Here is a 19,188-nt window from a genome sequence, read left to right as displayed (position 1 = left end):
AAGCTCGATCACGACGCCAGCGGCGCCGAGCCCCCTGCGTGTCCTCCGGAACAGGGATCTTCGACGCTGTCGTCGGGTGGGCCGACCTGCCGCCCGACGACGACGGCTTCGTCCATCTCACCGGCCGAGCGAAGGACCTCATCGTCCGAGGTGGCCACAACATCGACCCCGCGGTCATCGAGGACGCCTTGCTGGCCCACCCCGCCGTCACTGATGCCCAGGCGGTGAGCCGTCCGGACCTTCACTCCGGCGAGGTGCCCGTCGTCATCGTCGGAGCGGGCCCGGTGGGCGTCAGCGCCGCGACCCTGCAAAACCACCCGGAAGGGTGGAGGTCTCCGACCTCAGAGCCTCGCTGTGCGCCGAGGATGCACGAGCCGATGGCGGCACCTCCCTCTTACTCACCCGCTCGGGGGTATCAGGCCGGGAACTGAACCGCGAGACTGGTGAAGCCCCGCTCAGGGTCCTCACGACACCTATCGGGGGCGACGTCGGCCCCGCGGTCATTCCGAGGCGCCGCGGGGCCGACGCAGGGTCACAGCGGCCGCTGCCCGCGCGCTCGGCCGTCCAGTAGTCGCCGGCTCGAGTTGCACGGCGAGGCCGCTCTCCCCGGCGATCACCGAGCGGTCGCCAGGGACGACCGCGCCGAGGACCGAGACGCGAGACGTGTCGACGGCCCAGCGGTCCTGAGCAGCACTTCCCCTGTGAGGCTGCGACGCAGGCGACCTGAAGCCAGCCACTCGCCGGGCTGCGGGGCGTTCTCGAACAACTCGCCAGCCGACGAGCGCCCGAGACGACCTCGACGCGCCAGGCGTGCCGGACGGGTCGAGAAAAGGCCAGATGTGAACGTTCGACGACGGTCTAAGCGGCCAGGGAAGTGAGCAAGGAGAGAGCTATTCCGGCTGCGGCGCATGCACCGAGGGTTCGCAGAACTGACCAGTGACGACGGAAGATGAGGTAGCAGCCGAGGATCATGACCGCGACGGCGTCCCACTGGATGCTGGACCAGACCGGCGCCTGGAAGTCGAAGGGTCCGGTGGTGATCTGCCTGGTGTCGCCGAAGAAGGTATGGACTGCGAAGAACGCTGCCAGGCTGGCGATGACGCCGACCACGGCCGCGGTGATCCCGGTCAGCGCTGCCGTCAGGCTCCGGTTGTGGCGCAGGCGTTCGACGTACGGGGCGCCGAGCAGGATGAGCAGGAAGCAGGGCACGAAGGTGACCCACGTGACCAGCAGCGACGCGAGAACGGCCGCCGCCCACGGGTTCAGCGGCCCGGGGTCGCGGTAGGCGCCGACGAAGGCGACGAACTGCACCACCATGATGAGCGGTCCGGGGGTGGTTTCAGCGAGCGCGAGACCTTTGACCATCTCGCCCGGCAGCAGCCAGTGGTAGACGTTCACGGCCTGCTGGGCGACGTAGGCGAGCACGGCGTAGGCCCCGCCGAAGGTGACCAGGGCGGCGCCGGAGAAGAACTTTCCCTGCTCGACGAACACACTGTCGCGGCCGAAGAGCGCCGCTGCGACCAGCACCGGCGTGAACCAGAGCGCGAGCCCGATGGCCAGGATGCTGACCCACCGAAGCGTGGAGCCGCGCTCCTGATGAAGCTGGTCGTCGGCGATGAGTGGTGCCGGACCGTCGGCGACCGGTGTCGACTTCGGCGTCGCGAGGGACGGCCTGATCCGGGCCAGCAGCCAGCCGATCAGGCCAGCCACCAGGATGACGAGGGGGAACGGGACGGCGAAGAACGCCAGGGCGATGAATGCCGCGATCGCCAGCACTACCAGGACCGGCGCGGTCAGCGCACGGCTACTGACACGGACGACGGCCTGGACGACGATGGCAATGACCGCTGGGGCCAGACCGAGAAACAGCGCGTCCACGGTGGCGGTGTCGCCGTACCCGACGTAGACCGCCGACAGCGCCAGCAGCGCGACCACGCCCGGGAGCACGAACAGCGTCCCGGCGATGAGACCCCCGCGGATGCCGTTGAGCAGCCAACCGATGTAGATGGCCAGCTGCTGCGCCTCGGGCTCGGGCAGCAGCATGCAGTAGTTCAGGGCGTGCAGGAACGCCCTTGGCCGATCCACCGCTTCTCGTCCACCAGCGTGCGTTGCATGACCGCGATCTGTCCGGCGGGTCCGCCGAAGGTTTGTAGCGAGATCGCAAACCAGGTCCTCGTGGCCTCGCGCAGCGGCAGCACATCAGAGCCACCCGTCAATCCTCGCCCAGGGTCCGCGGTCGGCATGTGAGCAGCCCGCCACCGCATACGCAACGCCGTTCGCGATGCCCGAATCTCGGCTGTTTGTCCCAGAACCTCAGGCCCGGGATCTACGGATCCCGGGCCTGAACGCATTTGAGACTTGATCGAGCGCAGGACCGTCGCGCTTGAACCGGACGTGCGCACTTCGCCGTCGCGCCAGGTCACCTACGGTTCGACTGCCGGAGGCGGTGCGTACCTCGACCGGCGCCGCGAGCTGGGGATCCCGGAACGGATGATCGGTGGCGAGCGGACGCCTGGATCCTGGTGGCTGCCCAGTTGCCAGAGCGCATGGACATGTACATGAAGAAACAAGCGTGACCAGGTGGAGGATCTGTCGGTGGTCGAGTTCTACCGGGACCTCGACGACGTCAATGATGGGGAGCCCGGTGCCCCGAGCCTGCCGGCCCTTGCCGACCGACTCGCAGCCCAGCTCGGAGCCGCCGACGACGCGGAATAGCAGGCCATTGCTGAACACCCGAGGTCCGACGACCTCGTGGACCTGCTCGACCCGTCGACCTCCTGCGCTCGATGTGGATCAGGGCATGAACCGATACCCCATGCCTGGCTCGGTGAGCAGATGCCGGGGGCGGGTGGGGTCCGGTTCGAGCTTCTTGCGGAGTTGGGCCATGTACTGACGCAGGTAGTGGGTCTCGTTGAGGTACGTCGGCCCCCAAACGTCCTGGAGCAGCTGTCGCTGGCTGACGAGCTTGCCCGGGTTGCGCACCAGGATGGCGAGTAGGTCCCACTCGGTCTTGGTGAGGTGCAGGAGCGCGCCGTCGACCCTCCGAACGGCCCTTTCGGCGAGGTCGACCGTGTACTCGCCGACCGCGACCGGTTCGTCGTTGATGAGCTCCGGGCGCAGTCGACGGCTGACGGCCCTCATGCGGGCGAGGAGTTCTTCGATGTTGAAGGGTTTGGTGACGTAGTCGTCGGCGCCGGCGTTGAGGGCGATGATCTTGTCGCTGCTGCCGGCTCTGCCGGAGAGCACGATGATCGGCACGTCGGTCCATGATCGCAGCGAGTGGATGACGTCGACGCCGTCGGTGTCGGGGAGTCCGAGGTCGAGGATCAGAAGGTCGGGCTTCTGGTTCTTGGCGGCGTCCAGGGCGGTGGAGCCGTCGGCAGCGGTGACGACGTCGAATTGTCGGGCCTGGAGGTTGATCCGCAGCGCCCGGAGGATCTGGGGCTCGTCGTCGACGACCAGGACGCGCATCAGGTGGTCGCCTCCTCCGGCTCGGGGGCGGGCTCGTGGTGCGGGGCGGTGACGAGCGCGAGATCCATGGTCAGACCTCCGCCGGGGGTGTCGTCAGCTTCGAGGGAGCCCCCCATGGCCTCGGCGAGACCGCGTGAGAGCGCGAGACCCAGCCCGATGCCGGGAGGCCCGTGCCGATCTCCCGAGCGCTGGAACGGCAGAAAGGTCCGATCGCGTTCGTTGGACGGGAGTCCCGGTCCGTGATCGATGACCCGGATGTGCAACCGGTCGGCGAGCGCACTGGCGGCCACGGTGGGCGGCGCGTCGGGTGGCGAGAACTTCAGGGCATTGGACAGGAGATTCGCCAGGATGCGCTGAAGCAGGGCTGGGTCGGCCATGACCTCCGGGAGGTCGTCGGCCACCTGGATCTGAACCGCATCGGCGGCGCTGCCCAGTTCGTCGACGGCCAGCGGGATGACTTCGGCGACGCTCGTGGGCTGAGGGTGTACGCCCAGGGCGCCGGCTTGCAGACGGCTCATGTCGAGCAGGTTCTCCACCAGTCGGGTGAGCAGGTCGAGCGATTCGTCGGCCGTGGCCAGGAGCTCCTGACGATCGGTCTCGTCGAACACCACGTTCGGCGTGCGCAGACCTTGAACTGCGGCCTTGGCGGACGCGAGCGGCGCACGGAGGTCATGGCTGACGGCTCGCAGCAGAGCGGTGCGGAGCTTGTCGGCCTCTGCGATCGGGACCGCTGCGGCAGCCTGTTCGGCGAGGCGTTGCTGTCGCAGGGCAAGGGCGGCCTGGACGGCGAAGGCTTCCACGACCCGCTGGTCGGTGGCGTCGAGGGTCCGGCCCTTGAGGACCAGGGTGAGAGTGTCGTCAACGGCCACCTCGACGTCACCATCACGGGGTACCAGGCAGGCCGGTGTGCCGACGCTCTCGGCGATGCTCCATCGGCTGCTGTCAAGCCGTCCGATCGGTGATTCGGGGCCCTCCGGGTTCCGTTCGAGCAGCGTGACCGAGTCGAGTGCGAAGGACTCGCGCAGCTGGCCGAGGAGCGCAGCCAGCGGTCGGGATCCGCGGAGGACGCTGCCGGCAACCACCGCCAGCGCGTTGGCCTCACGGCGTGCTCGTGCGGCCTGCTGGGTGCGGCGCACCGCGAGGTTGACCGTTGCGCTGACGGTGACCGCGACGAGCAGGAAGACAATCAGGGCGAAGACGTTCTCGGTCTCGGCGATGGTCCAGGTGCCCACGGGCGGGGTGAAGAAGAAGTTGAGTAGCAGCGAGCCCACCACCGCTGCGGCGAGTGCGGCCCACAACCGACCGACGAGGGAGATCGCGACCACGGCGGCCAGGAAGATCAAGATCAGACTGGACAGTGACAGGTCGTCACGGAACGGCCTCAGCACGAGGGCAAGCGTCGGCATCAGAACCGCGGTCAGTCCGAGCCCGAGCAGCAGCCGCCAGAGCGACTCGTCACGTTTCCTGTGCCTGCTCCGGCGCAGCCGCGGGCGTCGGCTCTCCTCGTGCGTGACCAGGTGGACGTCGATGGTTTCCGACTCGGCGACGGTGGTGACGCCGATGCCGCGGGAGAACAGCTGGGCGAACCGCCCGCGTCTGCTGGCGCCGAGCACGAGCTGGGTCGCGTTCACGCCGCGGGCGAAGGACAGCAGTGCTTGTGGGATGTGGTCGCCGACAACCTGGTGGTAGGTGCCGCCGATGTCCTCGATCAGGGTGCGCTGCCGCGCCAAGTGGGCGGGGTCGGATCCGTTGAGCCCTTCGTTGTGGACCACGTGCACGGCGAGCAGGTCGGCACCGCGGGCACGTTCGGCGATGCGGGCGGCGCGGCGGATGAGGGTGTCGCCTTCCGGGCCGCCGGTCAGGGCGACCACGACCCGTTCGCGGGCTTCCCAGGTGCCTTCGATGTCGTGGTCGCGGCGGTAACGGTCGAGCTGCTCGTCGACCTTGTCGGCCAGCCAGAGCAGCGCAAGCTCGCGCAGGGCGGTGAGGTTGCCGACCCGGAAGTAGTTACCCAGGGCTGCGTCGACCTTGTCGGGCTTGTAGATGTTGCCGTGGGCCATCCGGCGGCGCAGTGCCTCGGCGGTCATGTCGACGAGCTCGATCTGCTCGGCGGTCCGAACGACGGCGTCGGGGATGGTCTCTTGCTGGGTGACGCCGGTGATCTGCTCGACGACGTCGTTGAGCGACTCCAGGTGCTGGATGTTGACCGTGGTGATGACGTCGATGCCCGCGTCGAGAATCGCGTCGATGTCCTGCCAGCGCTTCTCGTGAAGGCTGCCCGGCACGTTGGTGTGCGCCATCTCGTCGACGAGAGCGACCTTGGGTCGCCGGGCGATCACCGCGTCGAGGTCCATCTCGGTGAACGCGGCGCCACGGTGGGTCATCTGACGGCGCGGGATGGCCTCGAGGCCGTCGGCCATCGCGGAGGTCAGGGGACGGTCGTGCGGTTCGACGTACCCGATGACGACGTCGGTGCCCCGGGACTTGCGACGCTGGCCCTCCTCGAGCATCCGGTAGGTCTTGCCGACCCCGGGCGCGGCGCCGAGGTAGACGCGCAGCTTTCCGCGAGCCGTCATCGCCGCTCCCTCCCTTCGATCCTCACTGCTCCGCCGTATCCGTTCACGGCTGGGGATAGCGCTCGTCGAGCGCCAGGTTCAGCTCCAGCACGTTCACTCCCGCTTGCCCGAGCAGGCCGAGCGCCCGACCGTGCGTGTTCTCCTCGATCAACGATTGCACCTCCGCAACGTCGATGCCGCGTTCCCGGGCGACACGAGGCGCCTGGAGCCGGGCGTAGGCCGGTGAGATGTCGGGGTCCAGACCCGAGGCACTCGCGGTGACCGCGTCAGCCGGAACCGTCGGGTCATCTGGCGCGTCGCCGCGGATCGCGACCACCACCGCGTCCGAGTAGTCCGCGCCGAGCTCGGCGAGCTCCACAGGCACGCCCCGGTATTGCCTGAGGAACGGCGTGCCTGTGGTCTGGTTCAAGCTGACTGCCCGGACGACGTCACCGGTCAGCCCATGCGCGTAGTACACGCCGAGGACCGCACCCACCCCGTCGTGCGTGCAATAGGGACGGGTGCCGTCGACACCCTCAAGCTCGCCGACAGTTCGGCTGCGTGCGCACACCTGGGTGAGCAGGCTGGGTCGGTCGGGCGTGTCGACGACATCCTCGGGCCCCAGGTTGCTGGCCGAGGTCGACGTGGGGTCGTACCCCATCCCCGCGGCCGAGGGGCGGGACTGGAAGTACGCCGGCAGCGGGTCGCCGTCGGCGTCGGTGAACGACTGCCCGATCAGACGACTCCCGACCACCTGGTCGCCGTCAAGGACTAGTGAACCTTCTGCCTTCGCATTCAGCCCGGGCAGCTGAGCGACTCCGACCAGGGCGAGTGGATAGGCGACCCCCAGGAGCACGGTGAAGACGAGCAGGGCACGGGCCGCCGCGAGATGGCGGGCCACGAACAGGTTGGAGGTGCGCATCAGGCCATCCCGGGGAGGAGCTGGACCAGCAGGTCGATGAGTTTGATCCCGACGAACGGTGCGACGACGCCGCCCGCGCCGTACACGAGCAGGTTGCGCCGCAACAACGCGGCGGCACCGCCGGGCCGGTAGGAGACACCGCGGAGGGCGAGCGGGATCAGGGCGATGATCACGAGGGCGTTGAAGATGACCGCGGACAGGATCGCCGACTGCGGGCTGGCCAGACCCATGATGTTGAGCCGGTCCAGGCCCGGGTACACGCTGGCGAACATCGCGGGGATGATCGCGAAGTACTTCGCGATGTCGTTGGAGATGGAGAAGGTGGTCAGCGCGCCGCGGGTGATGAGCAACTGCTTGCCGATCTCGACGATCTCGATCAGCTTGGTGGGATCGGAGTCGAGGTCGACCATGTTGCCGGCCTCCTTTGCGGCCGAGGTCCCGGTGTTCATCGCGACCCCGACATCGGCCTGTGCCAGGGCAGGGGCGTCGTTGGTGCCGTCGCCGGTCATCGCGACCAGCCGGCCCCCGCCCTGCTCTCTCTTGATCAGCCTCATCTTGTCCTCTGGGGTGGCTTCGGCGAGGAAGTCGTCGACGCCGGCCTCCTCGGCGATGGCCTTCGCGGTGAGCGGGTTGTCGCCGGTGATCATCACGGTGCGGATGCCCATGCGGCGCATCTCCTCGAAGCGTTCGCGCATGCCCTCCTTGACCACGTCCTTGAGGTGGATGACGCCGAGGGCACTGGCCGGTTGGTCGCCGGTCTTCTCGGCGACCACCAACGGGGTGCCTCCGGCGGCGCTGATCGCGTCGACCGTGGCCCCGACGCCCTCGGTGGGGTGACCGCCGTTCTCCCGAACCCAGTGCATGACCGCGGCTGCGGCGCCCTTGCGGATCTGCCGGCCGTCCAGGTCGACCCCGGACATCCGGGTCTGGGCGGTGAACGGCACCCAGGTGGCGTGGGTGAGCTCGCCGGGCTGCCGCTCGCGCAGGCCGTGGGCCGTCTTGGCGTGGACGACGATCGAGCGGCCTTCGGGGGTCTCGTCGGCCAGGCTGGACAGCTGTGCTGCGTCAGCCAGCTGGGCAGGGTCGACGCCGGGCACTGGCGCGAACTGCGAGGCTTGCCGGTTGCCGAGGGTGATGGTGCCGGTCTTGTCCAGCAGCAGGGTGTTCACGTCACCGGCCGCCTCGACCGCGCGTCCGCTCATAGCGAGCACGTTGCGTTGCACGAGCCGGTCCATGCCGGCGATGCCGATCGCCGACAACAGCGCGCCGATGGTGGTGGGGATCAGGCACACCAGCAGCGCGGTCAGTACGACGCCGGTGACGCCGTTGCTGTCCAGGGCCGCGGTGTCCGGGGCGGCGGCGTTGATGCTCTTGGCGTAGATGGCCAGCGGTTGCAGGGTGGCCACGGCCATCAGGAAGATCACGGTGAGCGCGGCGAGCAGGATGTTGAGCGCGATCTCGTTGGGGGTCTTCTGCCGGTTGGCGCCCTCGACCAGGGAGATCATCCGGTCGATGAAGCTCTCTCCGGGGGTCTGGGTGATCTGGACGACGATGCGGTCCGAGAGCACCTTGGTGCCGCCGGTGACCGCGCACCGGTCGCCACCGGACTCGCGGATCACCGGGGCGGACTCGCCGGTGATCGCGGACTCATCGACGCTGGCGATGCCCTCCACGACGTCCCCGTCGCCGGGGATGACGTCGCCGGCTTCGCACACCACGATGTCGCCCTTGGCCAACGTGGGAGCCGGGACGCTCTCCCTGTCGGCCACGGCAATGAGCTTGCCTGGCTCCCAGCCGGTCACCCGGCGAGCGATGGTGCCCTGACGGGTCTTGCGCAGGGTGTCGGCCTGCGCCTTGCCACGGCCTTCGGCGACGGCTTCCGCGAGGTTTGCGAAGACCACGGTGGCCCACAGCCAACCCGTGATCAGCCACGCGAACCAGGTCGGATCGGAGACGGCGAGCACGGTGGTGAAGGCAGCGCCGACCTCGACGATGAGCATCACCGGGTTGCGCCACATGATCTGCGGGTCCAGCTTGGCCATCGCGTCGGGCAGCGACCGGGCCAACTGTCGGGGGTCGAGCAGCCCACCGGTGGGTGCGGGGGCGGTCATCGGGCGAGTCCCTCCGCGAGCGGGCCCAGGGCGAGGGCCGGCAAGAACGTGAGCGCCACCAGCACCACCGTCACTCCGATCAGCATGGAGACGAACAGGGGAGTGTGGGTCGGCATCGTCCCGGCCGACCCGGGCGACGGGGTCTGCCGCGCCAGGCTGCCGGCCAGGGCGAGCACCAGCACGATCGGCAGGAACCGGCCGAGCAACATGCACAGGCCGAGTGCCAGGTCGTACCACCAGGTGCTCACCGCCAGGCCGGCGAAGGCCGAGCCGTTGTTGTTGCTGGCCGAGGTGAACGCGTAGAGCACTTCGGAGAAGCCGTGGGTGCCGGTGTTGAGCATCGCCGCTCGCTGGTCGGGGCTGGCCATGGCCAGTGCGGTGCCGACCAGCACCAGGAACGGTGTGACCAGGAAGTACAGCGAGGCGAGCTTGATCTCCCTGGCGCCGATCTTCTTGCCCAGGTACTCCGGGGTCCTGCCGACCATGAGTCCGGCCACGAACACGGTGATGACCGCCAGCACGAGCATCCCGTACAGCCCGGAGCCCACGCCTCCCGGCGCGACCTCGCCGAGCATCATGTTGAACAGCAGGATCCCACCACCCAGGCCGGAGTACGAGTCGTGGAAGGAGTCCACCGACCCGGTAGAGGTGAGCGTGGTCATCGCCGCGAACGTGGCCGAGTTCCCGGTGCCGAACCGCACCTCACGGCCCTCCATCGACGCCCCGACCGCACTTGGCACGGTGCCCGGGTGGGCCAGTTCGGTGACGTTGAGCAGAACGACCGAGACGACCGCAATGAGACCCATGGCCGCGACGATCGCCAGGCCCTGCCTCTTGTCGCCGACCATGCGGCCAAAGACGCGTGGGAGTGAGAACGGGATCAGCCCGAGCAGGAAGATCTCCAGCCAGTTCGTCCAGGCAGTGGGATTCTCGAACGGGTGGGAGGAGTTGACGTTGTAGAAGCCACCGCCGTTGGTGCCGAGCTCCTTGATGACCTCCTGGCTCGCCACCGGACCCGAGGGTACGACCTGGGAACCGCCGGTCAGCGTGGTGACATCGGTGCCGGAGGACAGGTTCTGGACCATCCCCGCCGCCACGAAGATGACGGTGCCGGTGACGGCGATGGGGAGCAGGACGCGTACCACCAGGCGCGTCAGGTCGACCCAGAAGTTCCCGAGCTGGTCGGTGTGGCTGCGGGCCAGCCCCCGGATCAGCGCGACCGCGACCGCAATGCCCACAGCCGCGGACAGGAAGTTCTGGACGGCCAGGCCGGCCATCTGGGTCAGGTGCGTCATCGTGGCCTCACCCGAATAGGCCTGCCAGTTGGTGTTCGTGACGAAGCTGACGGCGGTGTTCCAGGCGATGTGCGATTCCACCCCCGGCAACCCGGCGTCCAGCCACAGAAGGCCCTGAAGACGCTGCAACCCGTACAGGAACAAGATGGAGAGCACCGAGAACGCCAGCACGCTGCGGGTGTAGGCACCGGCGTTCTGCTCCGAGCCTGAGTTGACGCCGACGAGACGGTAGATCGTCCGCTCAGCCCGGTTGTGACGATCCGACGTCACGACACGGAACAGGTAGTCGCCGAAGAAGCGGTAGGCGACCGCCCACGCCACGACCAGGCTGGCGATGAACAGGGCGGCTGCCCATCCGTCGCTCATCAGAACCGCTCCGGGAAGAGGAGAGCGACGAGGACGAAGATCCCCAAGGACACCGCCAGGATCAGCCCGATCAAGTTCACTGCAGTCACAGCCGCTCGACCCCCTTCACCACGAGGGCCAGCAGGCTGAACAAGAGGATTGTGAGAACGATGAGGCCGACGCCGGCCATGGCGGGTCCTTCCGACTGGGATGCACCGTCGCCCTGTCTGCTCGAGCGACCAGCAATTCACTCAAGACCCAAGGACGATGCCCCGCCAGCCGAGACGGGGGTTCCTGACGAAATCCCTACGCGCCGGGACGCGCCGTTGACGTCTTGACTACGCGCCCCCCCCGCCGTGTGCCGGCTGCGGCCACGGCATGGCAGCTGAGCCGGCCGCGCGAACCGGACGTAGGGATTCCGTCAAGGCCTCTCCCCTCGAGAGAAGACCCCGCTGAGACTGGAGGAGCCCGGCGTCTGCGAAGGAGTGAGCTCCATGGCCAGGAATCTCGCCGAATGGCCCCAGGCGACCTGGTGGCGCCCCTCGGTCCGACTCGCCGCACTCCTCGCTCCATTCCTGACGGCAGCGATTCTGTCGACAGCGCGCGACAGCGTCCCTGCCGCAACATCGGTCCTGGTCCTGGTCGTGTGGGTGGTCGCGGCCGCAGCCACCGGAGACCGGCTGGCCGGCGTCCTCGCCGCGATCTCCGCCGGGGCCTGGTTCGACTTCTTCCTGACCGAGCCCTACCTGCGCTTCACCATCGCCGACGCCGACGACATCGAAGCGACCGTCCTCCTCGTGGTGATCAGCCTTGCGGTCAGCGAGCTCGCCCTGTGGGGCTACCGGCAACAGCAGCAAGCAGCCCGACGCTCCGGCTATCTGGACGGCGTCCTCGCCGCCGCCCGTGCTGTCGCCGAAGGAAAGCTGCCGCCAGCCACAGTGGTCGACGTTGTGGCACGACAGATCTCCGAGGTGCTCATCGCCGACAGTTGCCGATACACCGAAGGACCGGTGCGCGACGCGCGCGTCGCGGTCCTCGACCACGACGGTGTGCTGACCCGCAACGGCCATGCTGTCGACGTCGAGCGCTCGGGACTGCCCGCAGACGAGTACATCGCAGTTCCCGTGCAGCGAGGGCCGCAGACCGTCGGCCACTTCCTGCTCACCGCGACCTCGCACCTGGCCTACCCGACCCGGGAACAGCGGCGCGTCGCCGTCCTCCTCGCAGACCAAGTGGCTGCGGCCCGATGACCACGGGTCTCGCCGTCCTGCTCATGGCCATCGGCCTGAGGGGAATGCTCGAGCAGTAGCGATCGTCACCACCGGGGGAGAAGGCAGGTTTCCCCTCGACCCCCTCGTCAGCATCTGCTCGGATTCGGACTCATCATCTTCGGGCAAGTGTTGCTCGGCGCGTAGCACAGCGCCCATCGACCAGATGACCGCTACGACGATCGGGACGCAGACCCACGCGGCGGCTATTGGCGGCGCTGGTAGAGCAGGGTGGTGAGGGGGGTGAACACGAGCATGATCGCGCCCGAGATGGCGATCACGCTCAGGACCTGGGGGCCGGTGGCGGTGCCGTCCATCAGTCCGCGTGCGGCGGTGACCAGGTGGCTGATCGGGTTGGCGTCGGCGATGTGGCGAAGCCAGCCGGGCATGGTCTCGGGGTCGACGAAGACGTTGCTGAGGAAGGTGACGGGGAAGAGGATCACGAAGCCGAGGTTCATGACCGCGGTCGGGGTGCGCAGGACCAGGCCGAGGGCGGTCCATGCCCAGGACAGCGCCGAGGCGAACAGGATCACCAGGGCGACGGCGGCGAGCACGCCGAGCGGGCCGCCTGGGGCGCGGTATCCCATCGCGAAGCCGAGGCCGATGACGAGGCCGGCGGCGAGCAGGTACCGTCCGAGGTCGCCGATGAGTGCTCCGACGATCGGTGCGGGCCGCCAGATCGGGAGCGACCGGAATCGATCGAATGCGCCGGTGGTGAGGTCTCGGTTGAGGGTGACGCCGCTGTAGACGGTCACGAACACGACCGCGAGTGCGAGGGTGCCCGGCAACAGGTACTGCAGGTAGTCGTGGGTGGATCCGGAGAGGGCGCCACCGAACAGGTAGGTGAACAGCAGGGTGAAGAGGACGGGGATCCCGATGACGTCACCGAGCTGCTCGGGGACGTGCTTAATCTTCAGGAGCGAGCGCCAGGCGAAGGTGAGCGATGCCGACAGGGGACCTGCGGGACGCGTGGGGTGCGGTGCGGTGAGCTCGGTCATGCCGTGGCCTCCGTGAGTTCGACGGTGTTGCCGGTCAGAGCCAGGAAGACCTCGTCGAGGCTGGGTTGTCCGTAGGAGAAGTCGCTCACGACGATCCCGGCACTCGTGAGTTGCGTGAGGGCTCTGACGGCCGTGTCCGTGGACTCCCCGAGGCCGTCCGCGGCGACCTGCGCCTTCAGGACGGCCGGGTCGCTGTCGAGGTGAGCCGGCGTGTCGAGGACCGTGTTCAGGACCGCTTGCGCTTCGAGGCGCTGGTTGGGGTCGAACAGCCGGACCCGTACGCCGCCGGCGCCGACCGAGGCTTTGAGCTCGGCTCGGGTTCCCGACGCGATCATCCGGCCGTGGTCGATCACGGCGATGCGATCGGCGAGCTGGTCGGCCTCGTCGAGGTACTGGGTGGTGAGCAGCACGGTGGTGCCGTCGGCGACGATGCGCCGCACCACCTCCCACACGTGACCGCGGCTGCGCGGGTCCAGACCGGTGGTGGGTTCGTCCAGGAACAGCAGATCAGGCCGAACGATGATGCTGGCGGCGATGTCGAGCCTGCGACGCATCCCGCCCGACAGCTGCCCGGCGAGACGGCCGCCGGCGTTCGCGAGGTCGAACCCGTCGAGGAGCTCGTCGGCGCGTCGACGAGCCGAACCAGCACTGTGACCGTGCAGCCGGCCGAGCAGCATCAGGTTCTCCCTGGACGTCAGGTCCTCGTCAACGGAGGCAAACTGACCGGTCAGGGAGATGCGGCGGCGGACGTCGGCGGCCTCGCGGACGACGTCGTGGCCGAAGACGCTGGCGGTGCCGGCGTCGGGGCGCAGAAGCGTGGTGAGCATGCGGATGGTGGTCGTCTTCCCGGCGCCGTTGGGGCCGAGCACCCCGTAGATGCTGCCGGCCGGTATGTCGAGGTCGACGCCGTCGACGGCACGGAGATCGCCGAAGGTCTTCACAAGTCCGCGGGCATGCACGGCAAGATCACGGTCTGTAGAGCTCATACCCGCAGAGTAGTAGGATTTGGCCATATGGACAAGGCGATTGGACAAACAGCGATGCGTGATGTCTCGGGCCGCGGCCCCGGCTCGCGGCCGACCCGCGAGAAGCTGACGGCCGCCGCCGCAGAGCTCATCGCGGAGGTGGGCTGGGGGAGGGTGACGACCCGTGCCGTGGCCGAACGCGCCGGCCTGCCCCACGGGGCCGTCAGCTACCACTTCCGCGGCAAGCAGGAGCTCCTGATCGAGGCGTGCATGAACGCGTTCTCCCAAGCCGTGCCGCTCGAGGAGTTCGCGGCCATGACCAGTGTCGACGACTTGATCGGCATGATCGGCAGCCAGCTCGATCCCGAGCTCGTGCCCGACCCGATCCCCACCCGTCTCATGTTCGAGGCGATGCGGGAGGCCGAACGAGACGACAACCTGCGTGAACGGATGGGCGCGATGATCAGCCAGTACCGCCTGGCCGTGATCGACGTGGTCCGTGCCGACCAAGAGCGCGGTGTGATCTCCGCATCGGTCTCGGCCGAGGGCATCGCCACCTTGGTGACGGCGCTCGGCGACGGCCTGCTCCTTCATGCTCTGCTCGACCCCGACCTCGAGGTGGCCGGCGCACTTGCGGCACTACGCGCCCTTCTCGCCCAGGACTGAAAGCTGGTTCGGCGGGCCCTGGTCACGGTCCCGCGCGAGATGGTTGGATACCGTCCACCGGTGGGTTTGCGGAACTACCTGATCGAGGGCGTCTCGTGCACCGGCAAGACGTCGGTCTGCAAGGAGCTGCGCCGCCGTGGCTTCGACGCCATCAACGGTGACACCGAGTTGGCCTATCAGGGGGACCCGGAAACCGGCGAGCCGACAGGTCACGTGCCGTCGCACTGGCATCACATCTGGGACGTGGACAGGGTCCGAGCGCTGGTCGCCGACAAGGGTGAGCGCTGCACCTTCTTCTGCGGCGGCTCGCGGAACTTCTCGAAGTTCCAGGACCTGTTCGACGGGGTCTTCGTCCTGGAGATCGACCTGGACACCTTGAACCGGCGACTCGATCAGCGACCAGAAGACGAGTTCGGCGCACGGCAATCGGAGCGCGACCTCATCATGCGGCTGCACCGAACCAAGGAAGACACCCCGAAGAACGGCATCCGGATCGACGCCACCGCACCGCTCGATGACGTCGTTGACGAGATCCTCCGTCACGCGAAGGCGATCGACAGCAACGATGCAGGTCCCGCTTGAGTCGTCATCACTCAACCGCTCATCGCCAGGTGCGCGCGGGTCGCGGCACGACTCCACGGTAGGCACCCGCAAACCGGGGCCGAACGAGTCGCTCGCCGGGTCGTTGCTGGGCGGGCGGCTCGGCGACACCCGCCCACATGCGATCACGATCGCGGCCGGAGCGGTGACCTCGGTCATCCTGGTCGCGATCAGCCTGGTCTCCGGCGCCGCGGTCCCCACGACCATCCTGGTCGTCCTGCTCGGCCTGTTCGGGCTGGGTGCGAACCCCGTGCTCATCGCCCTGGCGGTCCGGTACGCCGACCACGCGCCCACCCTCGGCTCCTCGCTCGCGGTGGCGGCGTTCAACTTCGGTACCGCGGTGTCCTCGTGGGTCGGTGCGCTGGCCCTCCAGCCCAGCCTTGGACCGGTGGGACCGGTGGTGGTGGGTGCCGGCATCTCCGCGCTGACCCTGATCCCCATCGTGGCGCTCGCCCGCCAACGCCGGTGGGTCGCGCCGCCGAGCAGCGTCGAGGGCACTGCGGCGGAGGCCGCCGTACCGTGGGCCGCCCCCTGCGCAACCCCCCTCACGGCGGCAACCTGACCGCCCAACGACCTCCTGCGCCACCACTCGGTTCCATGAAGGTTCGACGAAGATCCGGGCGGCAGGCGTCCACGGCGGCGTGGACGGGCCGCAGCCGGGAACGGGGCCACCATGCAGAGTGTGAACGAGGTGTCAGTGGTGGTCGTCGACGGCATCGGAGGCCTGTCCGGAGTGGGTGCGGGCATCGCCGACTTCCGTGCCTGGATCGTCGCGGGCGTGGTCCTGATCGCGCTGGCGGCTCTTGCCTGGTGGACGATGAAGCCGGCCGGTCGAGTGGATCGGGATCGGCAGGAGGCCGGTCGGAGCGCCCGCACCCCGAAGAGGCGCAGCTGAGCAGCCCGAGGTGAGGGCTCAGGACGCGAGCATGTCCTTCATCTGGGCGATCTCGGTGGTCTGGGCCTTCTCGATCTCCTCAGCCAGCGCGAGCGCGTCGGTGTTCTGGCCCTCGGCCTGCTCGGTCCTGGCCATCTCGATGGCGCCCTCGTGGTGCCGGATCATCATGACGAGGAACATCCGGTCCCAGCCGGCGCCGTGTGCCCGGTCGAGCTCGTGCATGTCGTCCGCGCTCATCATCCCGGGCATGTCGTCGACGTCCATGTGGCTGCCGTCGCCCATGTCCATGCCGCCCATGCCGCCCATGTCGCCGTCGGAGTCGGACGGGACGTCCTTGCCCCAGTCCTGCAGCCACTGGGTCATGGTGTCGATCTCGGGACCCTGGGCTGACTCGATGTCCGACGCCAGCTTCCTCACCTCGGCGCCGGCGGCGTGCGACTCGGCCAGCTGCGACATCTCCACCGCCTGCTGGTGGTGGGGGATCATCCCCTGCGCGAACTCGACATCGGTGTCGTCGAACCGGGCGGTGGCCGTGCTCTTGTCGCTGCTCGTGTCCGAGGTTCCCCCGTCCCCGCAGGCGGTGAGGGAGAGGGCGGTGGCCAGGAGCAGGGCCACGAGTGCGGTCAGCTTCTTCATGCGGGTTCCTTCTCGGTTGCTGGTTGGAGGGGTCGGTGCGCCTGTTCGGGCAGCGGGAGCCGTTTGAGGAGCAGGGCGTTGACGGCGACCAGGAAGCTGGAGCCGGACATGGAGAGGGCGGCGATCTCGGGGCGCAGCACCAGTCCGAATGCGGGCTCGAAGACGCCGGCCGCGATCGGCAGCGCGAGGGCGTTGTAGCCGACCGCCCAGCCGAGGTTCTGCCGCATCTTGCGCAGCGTGCCCCGCCCGATGGTGAGGGCGGTGGGCACGTCGAGCGGGTCGGAGCGCATCAGGACGACGTCGGCCGTCTCGATGGCCACGTCGGTGCCGGTGCCGATCGCGATGCCGAGGTCGGCCGCCGCGAGCGCGGGCGCGTCGTTGACCCCGTCGCCGACCATGGCGACCCGGCGTCCGGCCTGCTGGAGCTCGACGACCCTGCCGGCCTTGTCCTGGGGGAGGACCTCGGCGATGACGGTGTCGATGCCGAGCTCATCGGCGATCCGCCGCGCGGTGGCGGCGTTGTCGCCGGTCAGCATGACCACCTCGACCCCGGCCTCGTGCAGGGCCGAGACCGCCGCGGCGGAGGTCTCCCGGACCGCATCGGCGATGCCGATGACGGCCACCGTCCGGGAGTCGACGGCGACCAGCACGGCGGTACGACCACCGGCCGCCAGCTCGTCCCGGCGGGCGCCGAGAGCTTCGAGGTCGACAGCCTCGCTCTCCATGAGTCGGCGGTTCCCCACCGCGACCCGGTGGCCGTCGACCTCGGCGATGGCGCCGCGCCCGGCAACGTTGCGGAACCCGCTGGCCCGTAGGCGGCGCGCGCCCTGCGCGTCGGCGTACCGGCGCACGGCCAGCGCGAGCGGGTGCTCGGACTCGCGTTCCACGGCCGCAGCCAGCTCCAGCACTCGTCGCCGGACGAGCCCGTCGACGACGAGGTCGGTGACCTCGGGCTCGCCCTTGGTCAGGGTGCCGGTCTTGTCCATCACGACGGCGTCGACGCGTGCGGAGGTCTCGATGGCGGCGGCGTTCTTGAACAGCACGCCCCGGTGAGCGCCGAGGCCGGAGCCCACCATGATCGCGGTCGGGGTGGCCAGGCCGAGCGCGTCGGGGCAGGTGATGACCACGACCGTGATGGCGAAGAGCAGGGCCTCGGTGGCCGACCGGCCGACGGCGAGCCACGTGAGGAAGGTGCCCGCGCCGGCGGCGAGGGCGACGAGCACCAGCCAGAAGGCGGCGCGGTCGGCGAGGCGCTGCCCGGGGGCCTTGCTGTTCTGGGCCTGCTGGACGAGCGCGACGATCTGCGCCAGCGCGGTGTCGGCGCCGACCTTGGTGGCACGGACCCGGAGTGTGCCGCTGGCGTTCACCGTGGCACCGATGACCGGGTCGCCCGGCGCCTTGTGCACCGGCAGGCTCTCGCCGGTGACCATCGACTCGTCGACCTCGGAGCCACCCTCCTCGACCACGCCGTCGGTGGCGATCTTGGTCCCGGGGCGGACCAGCAGCAGGTCGCCGGCCGCGACCTCGGCGGTCGGCACCTCCACGGGTTCCCCGTCGCGGACCACCAACGCCCGAGCCGGAGCCAGGTCGAGCAGGGTGCGGATGGCATCGTTCGCGCCGCCGCGGGCCCGCATCTCGAACCAGTGGCCGAGCAGCACGAACGCCGTCAGCACGGTCGCCGCCTCGTAGAACACCTCGCCGCCCCCGGTCAGCGTGACCCCGACGGAGTAGAGCCACCCCGCCCCGACCGCGACGGCGACCAGCACCATCATGTCGAGGGTGCCCGAGCGCAGTGCTCGCCACGCGCCCTCGAAGAAGATCCAGGCGGAGTACAAGATCACCGGGAGCGAGAGCAGCAGGCTGAACACGTCGTCACGCAGCCCGAACGGCGCCGGGGTGCCGAAGCCGAGCACGTCACGCCCGATCGGGGACCACAGCAGCACCGGCACCGACAGGATCGCGGCGACGAGGAACCGGCGCCGCATGTCGGCGACCATGGCCGCCATCGACATGGAGCCGTCGCCGCCATGCTCCATCGCCTCGTGCGGTGACGGCTCCGGCGATCGGTTCGGCTCGAGCATCGGGTCGCAGACATGGTGCGGGACCGACTGCCCGGCACAGTGGAAGCCGCACTCACGTACCCAGTCGCGCAGCTGGGTCAGGTCGGTCCGGGCCGGGTCGTAGGTGACCGTGGCCGTCTGCGCCACCGGGTTGGCCTCGACCGACAGCACACCCGGGCGTCGTGACAGGACCGCCTCCGCGACGTTCTTGCTGGAGGCCCACTGCACCCCGGACACCTCGAGCACCGCAGCGACGGCGTCGGTGCCCGCCGGGTCCTGGTGCCGGCCCACGGTGCCTCCTCGTGTCGCCTCGGGTGTGCCACCAGACTCCTCGGCGCGCTCGGAAGGAACCGTTCAGGTCGTGTGAAGGTTTGTTGAAGATCGGCACTCCGCACCTGCGG

Annotated in this window: 17 protein-coding genes and 1 pseudogene; 6 read left to right on the top strand and 12 right to left on the bottom strand. The window is 69.1% G+C overall.

Annotated features, from left to right (window positions below; all coding sequences use genetic code 11):
• Window positions 1–38 precede the first annotated feature (38 nt).
• Window positions 39–431 carry an AMP-binding enzyme gene (locus ABD268_RS10325; RefSeq protein WP_344151066.1) on the top strand — a complete coding sequence of 131 codons (393 nt, stop codon included), beginning with the start codon at window positions 39–41 and terminating at the stop codon, window positions 429–431.
• Window positions 432–858: 427 nt separating this feature from the next.
• Here ABD268_RS10325 and ABD268_RS22890 read toward each other — a convergent pair whose 3' ends face one another.
• From ABD268_RS22890 to ABD268_RS10290, 8 genes and pseudogenes are all read right to left on the bottom strand, one after another.
• Entirely contained in the window at window positions 859–1,425 is a 567-nt protein-coding gene (locus ABD268_RS22890) for a chromate transporter (protein ID WP_486348105.1), read from the bottom strand.
• Window positions 1,426–1,749: 324 nt separating this feature from the next.
• Window positions 1,750–2,243, bottom strand: a pseudogene (locus ABD268_RS22885) (chromate transporter); the annotation flags it as partial.
• A gap of 550 nt (window positions 2,244–2,793) precedes the next feature.
• Window positions 2,794–3,471 carry a response regulator gene (locus ABD268_RS10315; RefSeq protein ID WP_344151060.1) on the bottom strand — a complete coding sequence of 226 codons (678 nt, stop codon included), beginning with the start codon at window positions 3,469–3,471 and terminating at the stop codon, window positions 2,794–2,796.
• Window positions 3,471–6,047, bottom strand: a complete 2,577-nt coding sequence (locus tag ABD268_RS10310) for a sensor histidine kinase (protein WP_344151057.1) — start codon at window positions 6,045–6,047, stop codon at window positions 3,471–3,473. Before ABD268_RS10310 ends, ABD268_RS10315 begins: the two co-directional genes overlap by 1 nt.
• Window positions 6,048–6,090: 43 nt before the next feature.
• The gene (locus ABD268_RS10305; RefSeq protein WP_344151054.1) at window positions 6,091–6,948 is read right to left on the bottom strand and encodes a potassium-transporting ATPase subunit C; all 858 of its coding nucleotides are present in this window, start codon (window positions 6,946–6,948) and stop codon (window positions 6,091–6,093) included.
• A complete protein-coding gene (gene kdpB / locus ABD268_RS10300; protein ID WP_344151051.1) occupies window positions 6,948–9,059 on the bottom strand; it encodes a potassium-transporting ATPase subunit KdpB in 2,112 nt (703 codons plus the stop codon). The genes ABD268_RS10305 and kdpB overlap by 1 nt, the downstream gene beginning before the upstream one ends.
• A complete protein-coding gene (gene kdpA, locus ABD268_RS10295) occupies window positions 9,056–10,720 on the bottom strand; it encodes a potassium-transporting ATPase subunit KdpA (RefSeq protein WP_344151048.1) in 1,665 nt (554 codons plus the stop codon). The genes kdpB and kdpA overlap by 4 nt, the downstream gene beginning before the upstream one ends.
• On the bottom strand, window positions 10,720–10,809 hold the full coding sequence (locus tag ABD268_RS10290; protein WP_344151045.1) for a potassium-transporting ATPase subunit F: 90 nt from the start codon (window positions 10,807–10,809) through the stop codon (window positions 10,720–10,722). Before ABD268_RS10290 ends, kdpA begins: the two co-directional genes overlap by 1 nt.
• Window positions 10,810–11,193: 384 nt before the next feature.
• Between ABD268_RS10290 and ABD268_RS10285 the strand changes: the two genes are divergently transcribed.
• Window positions 11,194–11,949, top strand: a complete 756-nt coding sequence (locus ABD268_RS10285) for a DUF4118 domain-containing protein (protein ID WP_344151042.1) — start codon at window positions 11,194–11,196, stop codon at window positions 11,947–11,949.
• A 224-nt stretch (window positions 11,950–12,173) separates the two neighbouring features.
• Here ABD268_RS10285 and ABD268_RS10280 read toward each other — a convergent pair whose 3' ends face one another.
• Both ABD268_RS10280 and ABD268_RS10275 read right to left on the bottom strand, forming a co-directional pair.
• Window positions 12,174–12,965, bottom strand: coding sequence for an ABC transporter permease (locus ABD268_RS10280; RefSeq protein ID WP_344151039.1), 792 nt, complete (start codon window positions 12,963–12,965; stop codon window positions 12,174–12,176).
• Complete coding sequence (locus ABD268_RS10275) at window positions 12,962–13,978, bottom strand: ATP-binding cassette domain-containing protein (RefSeq protein ID WP_344151036.1); 1,017 nt, start codon at window positions 13,976–13,978, stop codon at window positions 12,962–12,964. The genes ABD268_RS10280 and ABD268_RS10275 overlap by 4 nt, the downstream gene beginning before the upstream one ends.
• Between ABD268_RS10275 and ABD268_RS10270 the strand changes: the two genes are divergently transcribed.
• From ABD268_RS10270 to ABD268_RS10255, 4 genes are all read left to right on the top strand, one after another.
• Window positions 13,979–14,596 (top strand): TetR/AcrR family transcriptional regulator, encoded by a 618-nt coding sequence (locus ABD268_RS10270; protein WP_344151033.1) that lies wholly within the window; start codon window positions 13,979–13,981, stop codon window positions 14,594–14,596. It begins immediately after the preceding gene.
• A gap of 60 nt (window positions 14,597–14,656) precedes the next feature.
• Window positions 14,657–15,178: an AAA family ATPase gene (locus tag ABD268_RS10265; protein WP_344151030.1), complete on the top strand. Its 522-nt coding sequence runs from the start codon at window positions 14,657–14,659 to the stop codon at window positions 15,176–15,178.
• A gap of 163 nt (window positions 15,179–15,341) precedes the next feature.
• Complete coding sequence (locus ABD268_RS10260) at window positions 15,342–15,758, top strand: hypothetical protein (RefSeq protein WP_344151027.1); 417 nt, start codon at window positions 15,342–15,344, stop codon at window positions 15,756–15,758.
• Between the two features lie 120 nt (window positions 15,759–15,878).
• On the top strand, window positions 15,879–16,091 hold the full coding sequence (locus ABD268_RS10255; RefSeq protein ID WP_344151024.1) for a hypothetical protein: 213 nt from the start codon (window positions 15,879–15,881) through the stop codon (window positions 16,089–16,091).
• A gap of 18 nt (window positions 16,092–16,109) precedes the next feature.
• Here ABD268_RS10255 and ABD268_RS10250 read toward each other — a convergent pair whose 3' ends face one another.
• Both ABD268_RS10250 and ABD268_RS10245 read right to left on the bottom strand, forming a co-directional pair.
• On the bottom strand, window positions 16,110–16,727 hold the full coding sequence (locus ABD268_RS10250; protein ID WP_344151021.1) for a DUF305 domain-containing protein: 618 nt from the start codon (window positions 16,725–16,727) through the stop codon (window positions 16,110–16,112).
• Window positions 16,724–19,078, bottom strand: a complete 2,355-nt coding sequence (locus ABD268_RS10245; RefSeq protein WP_344151018.1) for a heavy metal translocating P-type ATPase — start codon at window positions 19,076–19,078, stop codon at window positions 16,724–16,726. The genes ABD268_RS10250 and ABD268_RS10245 overlap by 4 nt, the downstream gene beginning before the upstream one ends.
• Window positions 19,079–19,188: the final 110 nt, after the last annotated feature.

It is taken from the genome of Nocardioides koreensis (assembly GCF_039531775.1).
Taxonomy (GTDB): domain Bacteria; phylum Actinomycetota; class Actinomycetes; order Propionibacteriales; family Nocardioidaceae; genus Nocardioides; species Nocardioides koreensis.
The sequence above is the reverse complement of the archived record's forward strand: the minus strand, read 5'-3'. Positions and strand labels throughout refer to the sequence as shown.

Bases quoted from the DNA above. Each gene is read 5' to 3' on its own strand.
- ABD268_RS10315 (WP_344151060.1), bottom strand. From the start codon at position 3,471: ATGCGCGTCCTGGTCGTCGACGACGAGCCCCAGATCCTCCGGGCGCTG.
- ABD268_RS10310 (WP_344151057.1), bottom strand. From the start codon at position 6,047: ATGACGGCTCGCGGAAAGCTGCGCGTCTACCTCGGCGCCGCGCCCGGG.
- ABD268_RS10305 (WP_344151054.1), bottom strand. From the start codon at position 6,948: ATGCGCACCTCCAACCTGTTCGTGGCCCGCCATCTCGCGGCGGCCCGT.
- kdpB (WP_344151051.1), bottom strand. From the start codon at position 9,059: ATGACCGCCCCCGCACCCACCGGTGGGCTGCTCGACCCCCGACAGTTG.
- kdpA (WP_344151048.1), bottom strand. From the start codon at position 10,720: ATGAGCGACGGATGGGCAGCCGCCCTGTTCATCGCCAGCCTGGTCGTG.
- ABD268_RS10285 (WP_344151042.1), top strand. From the start codon at position 11,194: ATGGCCAGGAATCTCGCCGAATGGCCCCAGGCGACCTGGTGGCGCCCC.
- ABD268_RS10280 (WP_344151039.1), bottom strand. From the start codon at position 12,965: ATGACCGAGCTCACCGCACCGCACCCCACGCGTCCCGCAGGTCCCCTG.
- ABD268_RS10275 (WP_344151036.1), bottom strand. From the start codon at position 13,978: ATGGCCAAATCCTACTACTCTGCGGGTATGAGCTCTACAGACCGTGAT.
- ABD268_RS10270 (WP_344151033.1), top strand. From the start codon at position 13,979: ATGGACAAGGCGATTGGACAAACAGCGATGCGTGATGTCTCGGGCCGC.
- ABD268_RS10250 (WP_344151021.1), bottom strand. From the start codon at position 16,727: ATGAAGAAGCTGACCGCACTCGTGGCCCTGCTCCTGGCCACCGCCCTC.